The sequence below is a fragment of the Corallococcus macrosporus genome, from assembly GCF_017302985.1.
GTDB lineage: Bacteria > Myxococcota > Myxococcia > Myxococcales > Myxococcaceae > Corallococcus > Corallococcus macrosporus_A.
In genome coordinates, this window is record NZ_JAFIMU010000007.1 from 1,979,631 (window position 1) to 1,997,399 (window position 17,769).

Annotated in this window: 18 protein-coding genes; 8 read left to right on the forward strand and 10 right to left on the reverse strand. The window is 70.7% G+C overall.

Annotation, left to right across the window (positions count from 1 at the left end; genetic code table 11):
- Window positions 1–49 precede the first annotated feature (49 nt).
- The 3 genes from JYK02_RS20420 to JYK02_RS20430 all read left to right on the forward strand — a co-directional run bounded on the left by JYK02_RS20420 (window position 50) and on the right by JYK02_RS20430 (window position 3,756).
- The gene (locus tag JYK02_RS20420) at window positions 50–1,690 is read left to right on the forward strand and encodes a DUF1592 domain-containing protein (protein ID WP_347402535.1); all 1,641 of its coding nucleotides are present in this window, start codon (window positions 50–52) and stop codon (window positions 1,688–1,690) included.
- Window positions 1,687–3,015 (forward strand): DUF1552 domain-containing protein, encoded by a 1,329-nt coding sequence (locus JYK02_RS20425; protein ID WP_207053339.1) that lies wholly within the window; start codon window positions 1,687–1,689, stop codon window positions 3,013–3,015. Before JYK02_RS20420 ends, JYK02_RS20425 begins: the two co-directional genes overlap by 4 nt.
- 87 nt (window positions 3,016–3,102) lie before the next feature.
- Window positions 3,103–3,756 carry a CAP domain-containing protein gene (locus JYK02_RS20430; RefSeq protein ID WP_242588821.1) on the forward strand — a complete coding sequence of 218 codons (654 nt, stop codon included), beginning with the start codon at window positions 3,103–3,105 and terminating at the stop codon, window positions 3,754–3,756.
- Here the strand turns inward: JYK02_RS20430 and JYK02_RS20435 are convergent.
- The 3 genes from JYK02_RS20435 to JYK02_RS20445 form a co-directional block, all read right to left on the reverse strand.
- Window positions 3,750–4,688, reverse strand: coding sequence for a hypothetical protein (locus JYK02_RS20435; protein WP_347402536.1), 939 nt, complete (start codon window positions 4,686–4,688; stop codon window positions 3,750–3,752). The two genes, JYK02_RS20430 and JYK02_RS20435, sit on opposite strands and share 7 nt — an antisense overlap.
- Window positions 4,689–4,767: 79 nt before the next feature.
- Window positions 4,768–5,445, reverse strand: coding sequence for a tetratricopeptide repeat protein (locus tag JYK02_RS20440; RefSeq protein WP_207055233.1), 678 nt, complete (start codon window positions 5,443–5,445; stop codon window positions 4,768–4,770).
- Between the two features lie 8 nt (window positions 5,446–5,453).
- On the reverse strand, window positions 5,454–5,666 hold the full coding sequence (locus JYK02_RS20445; protein ID WP_207053342.1) for a hypothetical protein: 213 nt from the start codon (window positions 5,664–5,666) through the stop codon (window positions 5,454–5,456).
- 114 nt (window positions 5,667–5,780) lie between these two features.
- On the opposite strand from JYK02_RS20445, the gene JYK02_RS20450 reads away from it, so the two are divergent.
- Complete coding sequence (locus JYK02_RS20450) at window positions 5,781–6,386, forward strand: CAP domain-containing protein (protein ID WP_207053343.1); 606 nt, start codon at window positions 5,781–5,783, stop codon at window positions 6,384–6,386.
- On the opposite strand, the gene JYK02_RS20455 is transcribed toward JYK02_RS20450, so the two are convergent.
- From JYK02_RS20455 to JYK02_RS20465, 3 genes are all read right to left on the reverse strand, one after another.
- A complete protein-coding gene (locus JYK02_RS20455) occupies window positions 6,387–7,220 on the reverse strand; it encodes a dienelactone hydrolase family protein (RefSeq protein ID WP_207053344.1) in 834 nt (277 codons plus the stop codon). It lies immediately after the preceding gene.
- Window positions 7,221–7,382: 162 nt separating this feature from the next.
- A complete protein-coding gene (locus tag JYK02_RS20460; protein ID WP_207055234.1) occupies window positions 7,383–8,207 on the reverse strand; it encodes an FKBP-type peptidyl-prolyl cis-trans isomerase in 825 nt (274 codons plus the stop codon).
- A 191-nt stretch (window positions 8,208–8,398) separates the two neighbouring features.
- Entirely contained in the window at window positions 8,399–8,662 is a 264-nt protein-coding gene (locus tag JYK02_RS20465; RefSeq protein WP_207053345.1) for a GlsB/YeaQ/YmgE family stress response membrane protein, read from the reverse strand.
- Window positions 8,663–8,815: 153 nt separating this feature from the next.
- Between JYK02_RS20465 and JYK02_RS20470 the strand changes: the two genes are divergently transcribed.
- Both JYK02_RS20470 and JYK02_RS20475 read left to right on the forward strand, forming a co-directional pair.
- Entirely contained in the window at window positions 8,816–9,859 is a 1,044-nt protein-coding gene (locus tag JYK02_RS20470) for an AAA family ATPase (RefSeq protein ID WP_207053346.1), read from the forward strand.
- A 5-nt stretch (window positions 9,860–9,864) separates the two neighbouring features.
- Entirely contained in the window at window positions 9,865–10,971 is a 1,107-nt protein-coding gene (locus JYK02_RS20475) for a GNAT family N-acetyltransferase (RefSeq protein WP_207053348.1), read from the forward strand.
- 3 nt (window positions 10,972–10,974) lie between these two features.
- On the opposite strand, the gene JYK02_RS20480 is transcribed toward JYK02_RS20475, so the two are convergent.
- Window positions 10,975–12,411, reverse strand: a complete 1,437-nt coding sequence (locus JYK02_RS20480) for an MATE family efflux transporter (RefSeq protein ID WP_207053350.1) — start codon at window positions 12,409–12,411, stop codon at window positions 10,975–10,977.
- 221 nt (window positions 12,412–12,632) lie between these two features.
- Here JYK02_RS20480 and JYK02_RS20485 point away from each other — a divergent pair, with 221 nt between their 5' ends.
- Window positions 12,633–13,688 carry a DapH/DapD/GlmU-related protein gene (locus JYK02_RS20485; protein ID WP_207053352.1) on the forward strand — a complete coding sequence of 352 codons (1,056 nt, stop codon included), beginning with the start codon at window positions 12,633–12,635 and terminating at the stop codon, window positions 13,686–13,688.
- A 44-nt stretch (window positions 13,689–13,732) separates the two neighbouring features.
- Window positions 13,733–14,113, forward strand: a complete 381-nt coding sequence (locus tag JYK02_RS20490; RefSeq protein ID WP_207053354.1) for a hypothetical protein — start codon at window positions 13,733–13,735, stop codon at window positions 14,111–14,113.
- On the opposite strand, the gene JYK02_RS20495 is transcribed toward JYK02_RS20490, so the two are convergent.
- From JYK02_RS20495 to JYK02_RS20505, 3 genes are all read right to left on the reverse strand, one after another.
- Window positions 14,110–15,258 (reverse strand): aromatic ring-hydroxylating oxygenase subunit alpha, encoded by a 1,149-nt coding sequence (locus JYK02_RS20495; RefSeq protein ID WP_207053356.1) that lies wholly within the window; start codon window positions 15,256–15,258, stop codon window positions 14,110–14,112. The genes JYK02_RS20490 and JYK02_RS20495 overlap by 4 nt on opposite strands.
- Window positions 15,255–16,898 (reverse strand): GH3 auxin-responsive promoter family protein, encoded by a 1,644-nt coding sequence (locus JYK02_RS20500; RefSeq protein ID WP_207055235.1) that lies wholly within the window; start codon window positions 16,896–16,898, stop codon window positions 15,255–15,257. The genes JYK02_RS20495 and JYK02_RS20500 overlap by 4 nt, the downstream gene beginning before the upstream one ends.
- Before the next feature lie 105 nt (window positions 16,899–17,003).
- Complete coding sequence (locus JYK02_RS20505; protein WP_207053358.1) at window positions 17,004–17,765, reverse strand: hypothetical protein; 762 nt, start codon at window positions 17,763–17,765, stop codon at window positions 17,004–17,006.
- Window positions 17,766–17,769: the final 4 nt, after the last annotated feature.

Below are 17,769 nucleotides of genomic sequence, written 5' to 3' on the forward strand. Positions count from 1 at the left end.
CGGAGGAGGCGTGCACGGGGTGACGGCCTGCGGTCGGAGATGGCGGAGGGTGGGGCTCGCGGCGGCGGTGGTGCTGACCGCGAGCTGCAACGGGTCTCCTCCCAGGGCGCGGGTGCTGCCAGGGCCGGACGCGCCCGGCCCCGTGGATCCGCAGGACGCGCAGTGCCGCTCCAAGGCGCGCGACCCGGGCCGCGTCACGCTGCACCGCCTGAACCGCGCGGAGTACGACAACACCGTGCGCGACCTGCTGGGCGACACGGGCTCACCCGCGCGCGACTTCCCGCCGGACGACCACGGCTTCGGCTTCGACAACAACGCGGACGTGCTCAGCATGTCTCCGCTGTTGATGGAGAAGTACTCGCACGCGGCGCAGGCGCTGGTGGAGGCCGCGTGGGCGCGGGGCGCGTTCGGGGCCTGCGTGCTGGACCCCGCGCAGCCGGAGCCGTGCGCGCGGGAGCTGCTGAAGACCTTCGCGCGCAGGGCGTGGCGCCGGCCCGTCACGAATGAAGAAGTGGAGCGGCTGGTCGCCTTCGTCACGCTGGCCCGGCAGCATGGTGACGCGCCGGAGGTGGGCGTGAAGCTGGCGCTGCGCTCGGTGCTGGTGTCGCCCCACTTCCTCTTCCGCGTGGAGCTGGACCCCGCGCCCGCGTCCACCGCGCCGCACCCGGTGAGCGACCTGGAGCTGGCGAGCCGCCTGTCCTACTTCCTCTGGAGCAGCATGCCGGATGAGGCGCTGCTCCAGGTCGCGGAGGGCGGCCACCTGCATGAGCCGGAGGTGCTGGAGGCGCAGGTGCGGCGCATGCTGGCGGACCCCAGGGCCCGCGCGCTGGTGGACAACTTCGCGGGCCAGTGGCTCTACACGCGCGCGCTGGACTCCGCGCAGCCGGTGTCGCGCTACGGCTTCGACGAGCCACTGCGCGAGGCCATGCGCCAGGAGATGCAGCTCGTCTTCCAGGAGTTCGTCACCGGCGACCACCGGCTCAAGGACCTGCTGGACGCGCCCTTCACCTACGTGAACGACCGGCTGGCGGCGCACTACGGACTGCCCAGGCCGGGCACCCCCGCGATGACGCGCGTGGAGCTGACAGGCCACCCGGAGCGCGCGGGGCTCTTCGGCAAGGGCTCGCTGCTCACCGTCACCGCGAACCCGGACCGCACGTCCCCGGTGAAGCGCGGCGTCTGGGTGCTGGAGCAACTGCTGTGCAAGGCGCCGCCGCCGCCTCCTCCCGACGCGGGCGGGCTGGCCCCGGCGGTGGACCCGACGCTGAACATCAAGGCGCGCATGGCGGAGCACCGCGCGAACCCGGGCTGCTCGGGCTGTCACACGCTGATGGATCCGCTGGGCTTCGGCATGGAGAACTTCGACCCGGTAGGCCGCTGGCGCACGAAGGAGGAAGGCGGCGCGACGGTGGACTCCAGCGGCGAGCTGCCCGGCGGCAAGACGTTCCAGGGCATCGTGGAGATGCGCGCGGTGGTGAAGCAGGACCCGGACCTGTCCGCGTGCATGACGCGCCACCTGCTCACCTACGCGCTCGGGCGCGGCGCGGAAGAAGAAGACCGCTGCACCGTGCGCGACATCTCCCAGCAGGCGGAAGCCCGCGGCGGCCGCCTCACCGACTACATCCTCGCCATCGTCCGCAGCGACGCGTTCCTGCGGCGGCGCGGCGAGGCGGAAGGGCCCAAGCCATGAACCGCACTCCCGTCATGTCCCGCCGGACGCTGCTGCGTGGCATGGGCGCGCTGATGGCGCTGCCCCTCCTGGACGTCATGCGCCCGCGCACGGCCCGCGCCGCCACGCCGGCCCCGCGCCGCTTCGTGGCCTTCTACACGCCGTGCGGCATCCACATGCCCAAGTGGACGCCCGGTGGCGAGGGCGCGGAGTGGTCCCTGACGCCCACGCTCGCGTCGCTGGCGCCGGTGAAGGGGGACGTGCTGGTGCTGAGCGGGCTGGACAACCTGCCCGGCAGGCCAGATGGCGACGGCCACCACGCCGCCGCGACGGCCGCGTTCCTGTCCTGCGTGAAGGCGCGCAAGACGGAGGGCACCAACATCCGCACCGGCATCTCCATGGACCAGGTGCTGGCGAACGCGGTGGGCAAGGCCACGCGCTACCCGTCACTGGAGCTGGGCATCGACCAGGGCAAGGGCATTGGCAACTGCGACTCCGGCTACGCGTGCCCGTACGCCAACAACATCGCGTGGGCGGGGCCGTCCACGCCCGTGCCCAAGGAGACGAAGCCCCGCGCGGCCTTCGAGCGGCTGTTCGCGGACTTCGACCCGGGCGTCACGCAGGAGGAGCTGGCGAAGCGCAAGGCGTACGGCCTGAGCATCATCGACGCCGTGCGCGACGATGCGAAGGCGCTCCAGGGGAAGCTGGGCACCACGGACCGGCGCAAGCTGGACGAGTACTTCACCGGCGTGCGCGAGCTGGAGCTGCGCGTGAACGCGATGGACGGCGCGGGCCCCGCGTGCGGCGCCGTCACCGCGCCCGCGGACACGGAGGACGTGCGCGAGAAGACGAAGGCGATGCTGGACCTCATCGTGCTCGCGTTCCAATGCGACCTGACCCGCACGTGCACCTTCATGCTGGGCAACGCGCGCAGCCAGCGCGTGTATTCGTTCCTGGGACTGTCCGGCGAGCACCACGCGTACTCGCACCACCAGCGGGCCCAGGCGAACTACGACGCGCTGGTGAAGATCGACAAGTGGGAGGTGGAGCAGTTCTCGTACCTCCTCCAGCGCATGAAGGGCGTGCAGGAGGAGGGCGGGACGCTGCTGGACCACAGCGCCGTGTACTTCTCCAGTGAGATCGCCGACGGCAACATGCACGAGCACAAGAACCTGCCCATCCTGCTCGCGGGCCGCGCGGGAGGCGCCATCGCGCCGGGACGGCACATCCGCTATCAGGGCCAGCCGCTGGCGAACCTCTACATCGCGCTGCTGAACATGCTCGGAGTGCCCACGACGACCTTCGGTGACGACGGCACGGGGCCCCTGCCCGGCCTGGGCGCGTAGGGCAGGAAGGCGCTCGGGCACCCCGGGGGCCGCCTGCTGCGCACAGTTCGGCTGCGCGACGGGCGCGCATGCGGAATGATTCCGCGCATGGCTCTTCCTGTGTTCCGTCGCGGGCTCGCCGTGTTGCTGCTGGCCCCGTTGCTCGGTTGTGGTGCCAGCGCGAACGCGCAGCGCCCGGTGTCCTCTTCCACGAAGCAGGCCGCGACGAAGGCCGCCGCGCGCAAGGCGCCTTCGGCCACGCCCGCGCCTCCGGAGGGCACGCGCAAGCCGCTGCCGTCCGCCGCGGAGCTGAAGCGCGACATGGTGGCCGCGCACAACGAGGCCCGGGCGAAGGCCTCACGTCCCACGCCGAAGCCGGCGCTGCCCGCGCTCACCTGGTCCGACGAGGCGGCGCGCAAGGCGGAGTCCTATGCGAAGGAGTGCCGCTTCGAGCACAACCCGGACCGGGGCACCTTCGGAGAGAACCTGGCCGCCGCGACGCCGGACACGTGGAACACCGCGCAGGTGGTGAAGGGCTGGGCGGACGAGTCCGCCGACTACGACTACGCCTCCGGCAAGTGCAAGGCCGGGAAGATGTGCGGCCACTACACGCAGGTGATGTGGCGCACCACGAAGGCGGTGGGCTGCGCGACGCGGCTGTGCACGAAGAACTCGCCCTTCGGAAGCAACGTGAAGACGTGGCAGCTCTGGGTGTGCAACTACGCGCCGCCGGGCAACTGGGTGGGTGAGAAGCCCTACTGAGCCGCGAGCGTGACGACCTCGATGCCGTTCGCCGTGCCCACGGCGAAGCGGCGGTTCGCGGCGTCCATCGCGAAGTGCGGCGGGGGCGGCAGGTGGTGGCGGATGCTGGCCAGCACCTTGCCCGTGTCCAGGTCCTCCCAGCGCTGCACGACGCGGCCGGTGGTGCGGGACACGAGCTTCGGGTGACCGAAGAAGTCCACCACGTGCTCCGCGTCCACGACCATCAGCGGACCCGCGGGCTCCTCCAGCTCCACCTCCGACAGCAGCCTCTTCTCCGTCAGCGAGTACGTGCCCAGGTAGAAGGTGTCGCCGTCGCGGGACTCATCCACGCGGACGAACACGAGCGTGTCCCGTGCCCCGAAGGCCACGGACGTGAAGAACATGCCGCCCTCCACGCCCTCCATCAGCGCCGCGCTGTCCAGCGACGCGGGCTCCTCCAGCGCGCGGGGCACGTCGAACACCGACGCCGCGTCCACCGGGTGCCAGATCCACCCCGCGCTCGCCAGGTAGCGCCCGTCCGGGCTGAACTGGAGCCGTGAGTGGAAGAAGTCCACGGAGGCATCGTCGCGCTTCGTGAGGCGCTCGCCCGTGGCGGCATCCTCCAGCTCCAGCACGCAGTACGACTCCGGGCAGTGCGCCAGCAGCGTGCGTCCGCTGGGCAGCGTGTGCAGGGCCACGGGGTAGTCGTAGACGTGCGCCTGGTAGAAGTCGCGCGTGAGCTGCCGCACCACGCGCGTGCCTTCGAGCAGCAGCCCCGCCGTCCCCAGCGATTCGTACAGCACGCTGTAGCGGCCGTCCGGGGACATCACCGCGCGGTCGAAGCGGTAGGCGTAGCGGATGTGCGGGTCGTCGGTGCCGCCATCCAGGCGGTAGCGCACCATTCCGCCCACCGGGTCCACCAGCGCGTCGCCGCTCCAGCACAGGGAGGACACGGCGCCGGGGGTCTTCAGGGTCTGTCTCTGGAAATCCATGCGCCGGGGACGGGGGTGCCCGGCGCATCCTGACCCGGGCTCAGGCCGGAATCATCGTCAGGAGCTGCTGGGCCTTCGTGCGCAGCTCCTTGTCACTGCCCTTGAGGACCTGCTCCGCGTGGTGGCGGGCCTTCGCCGGCTCACCCAGGCGCAGCGCCAGCGCCAGGTTGAAGTGCGTGGTGGGGTCCTCGGGGTGCGCTTCCAGCACCGGGGCCAGGACGCTGGCGGCGAGCGCCGGGCCTTCCCGCGGCACGTGCTCCAGGTAATGCACCGCCAGGTCGTTGGGCGCGCCCGTGTCCGTGGGCGCCCGCGCGACGGCCTCTTCCAGCAGCGTGCGCACCCGGCCGCGCTGGCCCGCGACGTCCAGCGCCCGCGCGAGCTGCCGCCGGGCCTCCACCGACTCCGGGTCGCGCTGGAGCACCTCCTCGAAGAGGGGCAGCGCGTCCGCCAGCTTGCCGGCGAGCAGCGCCGCCATGGCGTGCAGGCCGATGAAGTTGGGGTTCTCCGGCGCCAGTTGGCGCAGCCGCAGCGCGGCGGCCAGGGCGTTCTGGGTGAGCCCGCCGAGCAGCGACAGGTTGAAGATCTCCTCCCAGAGGACCGCGTCGTCCGGCGCGAACGTCAGCGCGTCCCGCAGCTCCTGGAGCGCGAGCCCCAGGTCCCCCGTCTCCAGATACGCCCGCGAGCGTTCCCACTGCGCGCGGTAGGACTCCTTCGCCATCGTGCCCCTCAGCCCCGGAACATCTTGTGGAACAGCCGCATGAACATGCCCGACCTGGGCGCGGTCTCCGGGCGTCCGGACTGCTGTTGCTGCGCCTGGGACTGGAGGTCCAGCTTCTGCTTCAGCTTCTTGAGGTCCGGGTCGATGGAGAAGGTGCTGAACTCATCGTTCCCTTCAAGGGCTGTCTGGATCTTCCGCGCGCGGGATTCGTCGTGGCTCATGTCGCGTCTCCTGACCGGGCTCCGACCCTAGCACGGGCCACCGGGCCCTCCCCATCCCGGCAGCCCCCCTGTCCGCTTGCCCGCACACCCACCCGCGCGCGGATAATCCCTCCCATGCGACGCCCTTCCCGCTTCCGCCCCCTGCCCGCCGCCGCCCTGCTCACGCCGTTCCTCCTGCTCGCCTGCATCCCTGACGGGGACCCGGACGACTCGACCTCGGACGCGGGCACCCAGGAGGACGGGGGCACCGGCACCAACACCGACGGGGGCACCGTGGAGCTCTCGCAGTTCGCCCGCGACATGCTGGAGGCCCACAACGCGGCCCGCGCCGCCGCGAAGCCCACGCCGTCCCCCGCGCTGGAGCCGCTCACGTGGGACCCCGCCGTGGCGGAGGTCGCCCAGAAGTGGGCGAGCAACTGCGAGTTCGAGCACAACCCGAACCGGGGCAACGCGGGGGAGAACATCGCCTGGTCCAGCCCGAACTACTGGGACACGAAGGGCGTGGTGAAGGCCTGGGTGGATGAGGCGGCGGACTACGACTATTCGAAGAACACCTGCGCCGCGGGCGAGCAGTGCGGCCACTACACGCAGGTGGTGTGGCGCAACACCCGCCGCCTGGGCTGCGCCATGCAGCGCTGCACCCAGAACGGCTCCAGCTCGGACTTCTACGTGTGCAACTACGCGCCGCCGGGCAACTACGTGGGCCAGCGGCCGTACTGATCAACGCTTGAGCGTGCGCGCGAGGAACGCGGATGTCTCCGCCCAGGCGGACGCGGCGGCGCGCTCGTCGTAGCGGGCGCCGGACGGGTTGGCGAAGGCGTGGTCCGCGTCGTACTCCACGACGCGGCTGCGCACGTTGGCCTCCGACAGGGCCTTCTCGAAGGCCTGCACCGTCTCCGGCGGGATGGACTTGTCCTTCGTGCCGAAGATGCCCAGCACCTGCGCCTTGATGGTGGACAGCTCCTGCGGATCCGTCACCGGGTGGCCGTAGTAGATGACCGCGGCGCTCAGCTCCGGGATGGCCATGGCGGTGCGCAGGGACCAGCCGCCGCCGAAGCACCAGCCGATGCTGCCGGTGCGCGTAGCCTGGATGCGCGGGTCGCTCTTGAGGAACGCGTGCGCGGCCAGCAGCGTCTTGGTGGCCTGCGCGTCGTCCACCTGCTTCACCAGCGCGAGCGCCTCGTCGGGGTTGGTGCCCACCTTGCCGCGGTAGAGGTCCACCGCGAGCGCCGCGTAGCCCTCCGCCGCCAGCCGGTCCGCCCAGGCCTGCACGTGCTCGTTGAGGCCCCACCACTCGTGGATGACGATGATGGCGGGCAGGGGGCCCTTCGCGTTGGGCGGCAGGGTCAGGTAGGCCTTGGAGCCGTCGGACAGCTCCACCTGCTGGCCCTTGCGCTCGGGGGCGGCGTCCTTGCGCAGGGTGTGCATGGCCTTGAACTCCTCTTCGGAGACGGCGCCCGTCGCGGACGGCGCGCGCGCCACTTCCGACGGCTTGCCCGTCGCGCAGGCTGTGAACATCAGCGCCGCCGCCAGCACCCACGTGAGCCTCTTCATGTCCGTGTCCTTTCGGGCCCGGACCTGCCCGGGCCGCTGCGTGTGCCTTCCGGGCGTAGCGCGGTGAGGTGCCTGGCGCAAACGCGAAGAGGGCCGGCGCGAGGGAGGCATCCCCCCACGTCCGGCCCTCGTTCTCACCGCTCCCTCATGGGGAGGCGGTCACTACTTCGTCGCGGGGGGCGGCTTGGCGGCCGGGGGCGGCTTCGCGCCGGGGGCCGGGGGCGCGCCCATGCCACCGGGCATGCCGGGCATGCCGGGAGCGCCTTCGGGCGGCTTCACGATCTCGAGCAGCTCCACCTCGAACACCAGGGCGGCGCCGCCGGGGATGTTCGGGGGCGCGCCGCGGTCGCCGTAGGCGATGTCGGAGGGGCACACGAGCTGCGCCTTGCCGCCGACCTTCATCTTCTGGAGGCCCTCGGTCCAGCACTTGATGACGCCCTGGAGCGGGAACTGCGTGGGCTCACCGCGCTTGTAGGACGAGTCGAACTCCTTGCCGTCCGAGAGCGTGCCCTTGTAGTGCACCTTCACGACGTCGGAGGCCTGGGGCTGGGCGCCGGTGCCCGCCTGGGTCTCCTTGTAGATGAGGCCGGACTCGGTCTTCTGGGCGCCGGGCTCCTTCTCCTTCTCCGCGAGGAAGGCCTTGGCCTTCTCCTTCTCCGCGTTGGCCTTGCGCAGCGAACGCTCGCGCGCGAGGTCCTGGAGCTTGGGACCGTAGGTCTCCAGGTCCACGTCGGACTTCTGGCCGGTGACCTGGGCGCTGAGGCCGGCCTTCACGAACTCCAGCTCCTGCGGCGTCATGTCGAACACGCTGATGCTGCGGCCGATGGACAGGCCCAGCGCGTACAGCGTCTTCTGCTCCTCGGTCTGGGGAGCGCCGGCGGCGCCCGCCGTCGTGGTGCCGGTGGCGGAGGTCTCGCCCGGCTTCGCACCCTGGCCCTGACAGGCCGTCAGGCTCAGCATCGCCGCGATCAGGATCGTCTTCTTCATCATGATGTCGTCGCCTTTCCTTTGGCTCAGCGGCGGCCGACCGCCCCCCGCTGCATGCCTGGGGGCGCGGTGTACTACAGAAAGTGCCCGGCATCCTCTTGGGAACCGTGCTTTCCCCGGAAGGGGGCCCGCGCAGGTAGGACAACCGGCCGCCGGCCCCCCAAACCAGCGGAAAGGCTCCGGATTCCCGGCTACCGGGAGGAGCGTCCGCCGAAGGCGGCCTGGGACACCAGGAGCAGGACGATGGCGCCCAGGATGGCGCCGCCAAAGCCGGTGGGCTCCGGGTCACGCCAGTTGGTGCCCCGCCAGACGGACGTGAGGAAGCCGCCCACGAAGGCCCCGGCGACGCCCAGCAGCGTGGTGCCAATGCACCCCAGGCGCTGGTTCCCCGGCAGCACGGCCCGGGCGATGAGCCCCGCGAAGAAGCCGAAGATGATCCACCCCAACAGCCCCATGACGCCCTCCTGCGTGCGGCGAGTGAAGGCCCGCAATGTGGCGCAGGCAGAGCGGGGGCGGAAGTGCGGGTGGAGGTGTTCTTGACCCTTGAGGGGAGCGTGTGGTGCGGTCCTTCGACGATGCAGCGCCCCTGGAGCCCGGGCGGACCCTCGATGAAGAAGACGAACACGCTGACGCGGCTCACCATTGAGAAGTTCCGGAACGTCGCGCCGACGACGCTGGAATTCCGCCCGGGAATCAATGTGCTGCTGGGCAGGAACGCGACGGGGAAGACGACGCTCCTGCGCCTGCTCTCGATGCTGCTGGACGTTCCTGGAGAGCCACTTCAAGACGAACCCCTGAGTGCGAGCTGGCGCGTCATGGGCCGCATCCTCGACTTCGAGCAGACCACCTCCAGAGTGAGGGTTGAGGCGCCAGCGCTTCCCCTTGAACCCGGTGGTACCCCTGAGAGGGGCTCTCTCCCTGGCCTTCAGTACTCGGGGGCGCTGCGCTTTGAACAGGACGGCGATGAAGTCCTGAGAGCCGAATTACTGCCAACGGAGTTGGTGCTCCACCACGCGGGTTCTTCAACGCGTGAAGCACGCCATTCCAGCTCCCCACCCATCACGTCAATCATCGCAAGCCTCTGGAGGAATCAGGGCGAGGCTTCGCTAGAATTGACAAGCAAGCTCTTGCACAGCCGCATCCGGACGTCAGGAAGACTGGACGAAGGCCTGGACCGCTTCAACGAGACAAACCGTCTCAATCCCGAGCCGGACCGGCACACTGCACGACTGAGCAACCTCAAACTCTTCTTCAAACGCGCTGGCGAAGAGGTGTCCCACGAGGAGCTCAGCCATGGCCAGAAGCGCCTGCTCGCCTTTTTTGCTCACGTCGACGCGTCACCGGACCTTGTCATCTCGGATGAGCTCGCGAATGGCCTTCATCACGAGTGGATCTCCGTATGTCTCGATGAAATCGGCGAACGACAAGCCATCCTGACCAGTCAGAACCCGCTGCTGCTGGACTTCTTGCGCTTTGGCGGCATCGAAGAGGTCCGTCGCACCTTCATCCTCTGCGAGCGCATGGGGAGTGCCGCGAATCCGCGGCTCATCTGGCGCAATCTCTCCGAGGATGAAGCCGGGTCCTTCTTCCTCGCCTACCGGACCGGCCTTCAGCGGGTCTCCGACATCCTGCGAACCCAGGGCCTCGAGTGACGGGTATGAGCCCCCTGCGCCGTGCCACCCGGGACGACAACGCCGCGCTGCTGGACCTGTTCGGCGACGTACCCATGACCGGGGACCTGGTGCTCAGCACGCAGCGGTCGCCGGACTACTTCGGCCTCTTCGCCATGCAGCGCGGTGAAGCCGAGGTCTGGGCCCACGGTGAATCCTCCCGCCTGGATGGCATGGGCGCCATCCATGTCCGCGACGGGTGGCTGGAGGGCCAGCCCTGCCGCGTGGGCTACCTGGGGGACCTTCGCACCCGCTTCTCCGCTCGCCGCTCCCGGGGCCTGGCCCGGTTCTATGGGCCCGTCCTGGAGGAGACCTCCCGCCGCCATGGCGTGGACGTCTTCCTCACCGCCGTCATGGCCTCCAATGCCGCCGCGCTCCAGGCGCTCGTGCGCCGTGCCGCTTCCCGGGAGGCGCAGCCGCACTACCACCTGATGCGCGCGTTCTCCGCCGTGTCGCTCCAGTTCGTCCTGCGCCGCAAGCCGCGCCCCAGCCGCTACACCGTGCGCCGGGCCACCGCCGCGGACGTGCCCGCCATGGCCTCACTGCTGGACGCGGACCACCGCTCGCGCCCCTTCGGCTACCGCTTTGACACCGGGGAGCTGGAGCACCGGCTCGCGCGCTGGCCGGGCCTTCGCGTGGAGGACTCGTTCCTCGCGTTCGACCCGGCGGGACAGCTCGTCGGCTGCACCTCCGCGTGGAACCCGGACGCCGTGAAGCGCTACCGCGTGCTCGCGTACCGGGGCGGCATGAAGTGGGTGCGCCGGGGCTTCAACGCGCTCGCCACCGTCACCGGCGCGCCCCGCCTGCCCGCGCCCGGCGGCGACTTCCGCTACTTCTACCTCTCCAACACCAGCATCCCCTCGGAGGACCCTGCCGTCCTGCGCGCGCTGCTGGATGCCGTCTACGCCGCGTTCCACGGCCAGGGCTTCCACTTCTTCACCGTGCAGCAGGACGCCGGTGACCCGCTGGCCCCCGCCTTCGACGGCTTCCTCCAGCGGCGGCTGGACTTCCACCTCTACGCCGTCACGCCCGCCTCGCGCCCCCCGAGGACCTTCCCCGGGGGACGCACCGGCTTCGAAATCTGCCTGCCCTGACGCTCAGACCACGCGCGTCTTCCAGCGCCCTCGCCGGAACAGCACGATGCCCAGCACGGACATCGCCGCGAAGGCCGCCGGCACCGCGAGGTACGCGCCCACCGCGCCCAGGCCCAGCGGCTTCGCCAGCACCCACGCCAGCGGCAGCTCCAGCACCCAGAGACATCCCAGGTCGATGAGCGTGGGCGTCCGCGTGTCCCCCGCGCCGTTGAACGCGGAGGTGATGACCATGCCGTACGCGGCGGAGAAGAAGCTCAGGGAGAAGACGCGCAGCGCCGTCGCGCCCTCGTCCACCACCGCCGCGTCCGTGGTGAAGAACCGCAGCAGCGGATGCGCGAAGATGAAGAACAGCACCCCGATGCTGCCCAGCACCATCAGGTTGTACCGGCCCGCCAGCCACACCGCCTTCGCGCCCCGGTCCGGGTCCCCCGCGCCCATGCTCTGTCCCAGCAGCGTGGCCGCCGCGTTGCCCAGACCCCACGCGGGCAAGAGCGCGAACATCACGATGCGGATGGCGATGGTGTAGCCCGCCAGCGACGTGCTGCCGAACGTCGACACGATGCGCACCAGCACCACCCAGCTGGTCGTGCTCACCAGCGCCTGCACCATGCCCGCGCCCGACAGCCGCAGCATCGCGAGCATCGTCCCGGGCTCCAGCGCCACATGCTCGCGCCGCACCTGGAGCCGGCCGTTGGAGCGCACCAACCGGTAGAGCTGATACGCGACGCCCGCGCTGCGGCCCAGCGTGGTGGCCCACGCCGCGCCCACCACGCCCATCTCCGGGAACGGTCCCCACCCGAAGATGAGGCAGGGCGCGAGCAGGATGTTGAGGCCGTTGGCCAGCATCAGCACGCGCATCGCGATGGCCGCATCGCCCGCGCCCCGGAAGATGGCGTTGATGAGGAAGAGCAGCAGGATGCTCACCACGCCGCCCATCATCACGCGCGTGTAGCCCACGCCGTGCTCCAGCACCCACGGCGAGCCGCCGAGCGCCGCCAGGATGGGCCGCGCGAAGACGATGCCCGCCACCGCCAGCACCGTGGAGATGATGATGCCCAGGCCAATGGCCTGCACCGCCGTGCGCCCCGCCCGCTCCGCGTCCTTCTCTCCGATGCGCCGGGCCACCATCGCCGTGGCGCCGATGCTCAGGCCCATGCCCGCGGCGTAGATGAGGGTGAGGATGCCCTCGGTGAGTCCCACCGTGGCCACCGCCTCCGCGCCCAACCGGCCGACGAAGGCGACGTCCACGACGGCGAACACCGACTCCATGCACATCTCCAGCACCATGGGCACGGCCAGCAGGAAGATGGCGCGCCCGAGCGGCATCCGCGTCAGGTCCTGCTCGGTGCCATGCAGGGCCTCCTTCACCAGGGTCCAGACGCCCTTGTCCACGGGCGCGGGGACCTGGGCGTTCCGGTCCGCCAGGGGTGTCTCTTCCACGGGTGAGGCCTTTCGAGAGCGAGGGGACTTCCTAGCGCGAAACGCCCGCACGTGGCGCCCAGCGACGCGGCTTCCTACGCACCCTGCCACCCACTCCTGACATCTGAAGGTGCCGCACCCACCCCCGGCGGGGCAGCGGGCGAGCGTTGGCTGCCGGACGACGCGTCGCGCCCCGGGACAACATGCCCATTGGGAACCCAGGAGTAGCTTGCTGCCTCCTGATGAGTCCCTCACCCGCGACCGCTTCCCTCCTGCCCACCGCGGTGGGTCCTCACTTCACCCTGGCCTCGTCCGCGCGACTGCTGGGCACCACGCAGGTGGGGCCCGGGGCCATCATCTCGCGAGGCGCCGTCGTGCGCTCGGTGGGGGGCTCCGTGACGCTGGGAGCCTTCTCCGCGCTGCGCGAGGACGCGGTGGTGGTGGGCACTCCCGAGCGCCCCACGTCCATCGGCGAGAAGACCGTGCTCGGTCCGCGCTCGCTGGTGATGGGCGCGCGCGTGGGCTCGCTGTGCGACATCGGCGATGGCGCCGTCCTCATGCCCGGCGTGACGCTGGGCGACCGCTGTCTGGTGGGCGAGGGCACGGTGCTGCCGCCGGGCATGACGGTGCCGGATCAATCCGTGGTGCTGGGCCGGCCGGGACAGGTCCTGCGGATGCTCTCCGCGGAGGACCTGGCCCACCTGCAGCAGCGCCGGGGCGGTGATTTGTCATTGCCCCTGGCTCCATTGACTTCCTTCTCCGCGCGCGACCGCGCCGAGGACGCCCCCATGGGACAGCTGTATGCCTTTCGCGACCGTCACCCCTTCGTCCACCCCACCGCCACCCTCTTCTCCTCCGCGGAGGTGTCCGGCGACGTGGTCATCGGCGCGGGGGCCATCATCGGCGCGGGGGTGAAGATCACCGGCGACCTGAACGGGCCGGTGCGCATTGGCGCGCGGGTGCAGATTTTGGAGAACACGGTGCTGCACCTGCAGCCGGACACGATGCTGGTGCTGGAGGAGGGCGTGGTGGTGGGCCCGGGCTGCGTGCTGCACGCGTGCAACCTGGGCGCGGGCACGGTGGTGGAGCCCGGCGCCATCCTCTGCGAGGGCAGCCACCTGGGGAAGGGCTGCCACGTGGCCGCCGGCAGCTTGGTGAAGGCGCGGGCGGTGTTCCCGGACTACGCGCTGGTGGAGGGCTTCCCCGCGACGCAGGTGGGCACGCGCACGTCACCGCCGGAGCCGCCGCGCTGGGTGCTGCGGCCCGAGGACCTGCCGGGCCTGCGCCGCATGGGGTGAGAGGATTTGCACGGGCCGTGCGTCCTCTGGCAGGGTCGCGGGCCATGGAACCGCTCAACGCAATCATCGAGATCGCGGGCCCGCTGCTGCTGGGGTTGGTCTGTGGTGCGCTCTTCCGCAAGGTCGTGTACCCGCGCATCCTCGAGCAGTTGGGAGAACGGGTCCGGCGGGTGACCACCGCCACCAGCACGGTGTCGCTGGTGGTGCAGATCGGCATCGCGCTGGGCCTGGCGGCCGCGTGCCATGCGTCCCACGCCATGGCGACGCTGATGTGGCTGCACGAGCACCTGCCCTCGCTGCCCTTCGCGCTCACGGAGGGGCTGATCCACTGGGTCTTCCTGGGGGCGACCTTCTTCACCGGCTACTCCCTGGCCCTGATTCCCTCCTCGGGCTCCGAGGAGGCACAGGCCTCCGGCACGGTCTAGACCCAGAAGACCACGTCGCGCTCCGCGTCCTCGGGACCGGGGCCGTGCGCGCCTTCGCGCAGCCAGCGGCGGTAGGCCTCGATGTCCGCGTGGTGCAGGTCCGCCTCCGTGCCGGAGTACACGCCGCCACCGGGGCCGTCCGTCAGTCCCTGACGCTGCGTCTCCATGATGACGACGTCCTGCTGGATGACCTGCCGCGTGTACCAGCGCACCAGCGGCGTCAGCGCTCGGCCCACCCATGCTCCCGGCACGTCCACCGGCAGCCGGTAGCTGATGGCCGTGTACACGAGCGTGTCCGCGGGCCCGATGGGCGTGCACTGCGAGTTGATGGCGAAGCCGCTGTCGCCCCACTGGTAGTCCACGCGCGTGACGTTGGGGACGATGAATTCGTCCGTGTGCACGAGCGGCAGGCCGCGCGGGTTGAACAGCCGCCCCAGGCCCGTGAGCGCGTCCTCCTCCTGGTGGTAGGTCATCCGCACGCGGCCCGCGTGGCGCTTCACGGTGGAGGGCACGCGCTTGCGCGTGGGGTCGCGGAACCAGCCGCGGTGCACGAAGGATGTGTGCGGCACGTCCATGAAGTTCTCCACCAGGTTCGTCACGCCGTTCGAGAAGCGCGTCACCATGAAGTACACGGTCCAGCCGCGCTCGCCCCAGTAGGGCACCCGGAAGGGTTCGGCTCGGGCCTGCGTCACGTCCGCGCCCAGGTAGACGTAGACGAGCCCATCCTGTTCCCGCGTGGGAAAGCGCGCGAGCCTTCCCAGGTCGCACGGCGCGGGCTTGAGGCCTTCGTGCGCGCAGGCGTGCGCGTTTAGCTTCTCGCCGCGCTGGGATGGACCCAGCGCGGGGATCTCCACCACGGCGCCGGACGCGTCATAGACCCAGCCGTGATACGGGCAGCCGAGCCGTCCGTCGAACACGTCGCCCTTCGACAGGCGCGCGTTGCGGTGGAGGCAGCGGTCGCGCAGCGCGGTGGGAGCGCCGTCCGGTCCGCGGAAGAGGACCAGCCCCGTGCCGAACACGGTGCGCGCGAGGGGCTTGTTCGCGGGCAGCTCCGTGGAGAGGCACGCCACGTACCAGAAGTCCTTCAGCGCGCCGCAGCGGTTGAGGTCCGCCTCCGCGTCCAGGTCCACCGTGCGCACCGTCATGACGTCCCTCGAGCGAACCATTCCGTCCAACCGGGCTGGCGGTGCAGATCCACGGGCTTGATGTCCCCCGCGCGCTGTCCCAACTGGATGCACCGGGCCTCGTAGCGCCGGGCCCCCTGTGTCACGCGCACCGCCTGCACGGGACCGAGCTGTCCCAGCTCCCGTGCGTAGCGGTAGTGGTGCCCTTCGCACAGGGCGCGCTCCACGTTCGCGGCGACGGCGTCGGGGGGCTGATCCGTTTCGAGGAACAGGCGATAGGCCGGCGGCGTCCCCCACTCCGGCGCGAGCATGGCGAAGGTGGGACGCGCGGGGCCCAGCGCGGCGTCCAGCACCGTGCCCACTCGCGCGGCGGAGAGCTTTTCTCCCACGAGGTCCGATACCGAGTCCGCGCGTCCGAGGAACCGCAGGCAGGGCGTCGCGTGCACGAAGCCTTCCACCCGGACGAGGTCCCCCAGCCGGTAGCGCAGCAGTCCGCCGGACGTGGAGAGGAGTACCGCATAGGTGCGGCCCGCCGTCAGCTCGTGCGCCAGGAGTGGCCGTGTGTCGGGATGCTCGGGATCCATGAACTCGAGGAAGTGGCTTCGGACCGCGAGCACCGGCGCGGGCGCGTCGAAGAGGGGCACCGTGATGACGCCCTCCGTGGCGAGCAGGCCCTTGCCCTGGACCTCGACACCCGGGAAGCGGCGGCATGCGCTGGCCACGGCGTGCGCGGCCTGGGCGTCCGTCCACATGCTCAAGAGCGCGAGCCCCGGCCACAGCGCGCGAGCGGAGGGCAAGCCTTCCCGCAAGGCAGCGCGGAGCACCTGGGCCCTCGCTGTGTCACGCACGCCCTGGAGCCCCTGCACGAGCACCATCCAGGCAGGGTCTCCAGGCACGGGTGCGCCGTCAGCGTCCTGGCCGGGAGGCCGCAGAGTTCCCCGCTCCAGGTCCTCCGCGAGCCGTTCGCCGTGCCGCTCCAGTGCGTCCATCAGCAGCGTGAGGAAGCTGGGGTTCCAGACGCTGATCAGCGACAGGTTCGAGCACCGCGCCAGGAACCACAGCGTCACGTAACGGCAAGGCTCGACATGCGGAGCCTGGCCCACGATGCCCGGCACGGCGAAGACGCGCGAGAGCAGCGGCTGCAACGGACGCGGGAACCACGCGCTGTCCTCGGCCGAGCCCACGGGGATCCCTCCCGCCGTCCGGTGTTGCCTGCGGCCCAGTGGGGAGATGGACCAGTAGCTGGGACCCTCACGCACCGCGGGGCGGCGCAGGAACACCTCATGCAACATGGGCGCGAGCGCGCGCTGGAACTCGCGCAGCATCCCGTGTGTCACGGGCACGCGCTTGGACGCGCCGGAGGAGCCACCGGACAGCTCGAAGCGCAGCACAGGCTCGCGTGTGAGGATCCGCGCTTCTCCTCGAGCGATGCGCTCCACGTCCTCCGCCACAGTGTCCGGAGTGGACACCGGCACCGCGTCCTGGAACTCCCGAGCCGTGCGGATGCGTCCGAAGTGCGCAACGCGGCCCGCCTGCGCCGTGCCTTCCACGGCGGCCAGGATGCGCGTCAGGCACTCCGCCTGCGCGGCCTCCGGTTCCCGCAGCGCATGACGAAAGCGCAGCGCGGATGGCGTCAGCGCCGCCATCGTCGCGGACAGCATCGTGCGTGAAGTCAGCACGCCCGGGCTCCACACGAAGGCGTCCGCAGCGCGGACGTCGTCATTGCAGCCATCGTCGCGTTCAGCATGCTTCGCGAAGTCAGCACATCAGGTCCCTACGCCGACCCGTGAGGCATCGCGCTCACGGCGGGCCCAGCGGCGCAGCTGGCCCCAGATGCTTCGCGCCAGCGCCCTTGCCAGATCCCAGCCCCGGATCTCCACCAGACACACCAGCTCCTCGCCTTCGGCGTGGCCGGGATTTCGCTCCGCGAAGTAGGCGATGTGCGGATGCGCCGCCGCGTCCCTGTCGATGGGCGACACGCCGTCCCGCACCCGGTAGTGCGCTCCGTCGAAGCGCAGCGTTCCTTTCGCTCCGTCGTACTGCGCGCCGAACCACCGCGTCGCCAGTCCTCGCAGGAACTCCGAGCGCCCTTCCGGCGGCTCCCAGTCCCGGCGTGGATGCGTGCGCGGGAAGTAGTTCACCGCCAGCAGGTAGGTCTTGTACCCGCCCGACAGCAGCAGCCAGTACAGCGGCCTCCACGGCCTCCTCAGCTTGCGCGCGAGCAGCAACCTTCCGAACACCACCTGCAACGTCTTGTGCCCCCACCAGTCCGGGTGGATCACCGTGTCGCCCGAGTACAGCACCTCCGCCCCCTCCTCCTCCGCCACCCGCACCGTGCTGAACCCCACCAACTCCCGGGTGCGCCTCGCGTGCAGCAGGAACACCCACTGCTTCGCGTCCAGGTCCGCGTGGAAACGCTCCGGACTCACGCCCACGTAGCAGCACTGCATCAGCGCCAACATCCGTGCCCGAGTGCTCGCGTCCAGGTCCTCGCGCCGCACCGTGGTGCCCTTCATCGCGGAGAGCATCGCC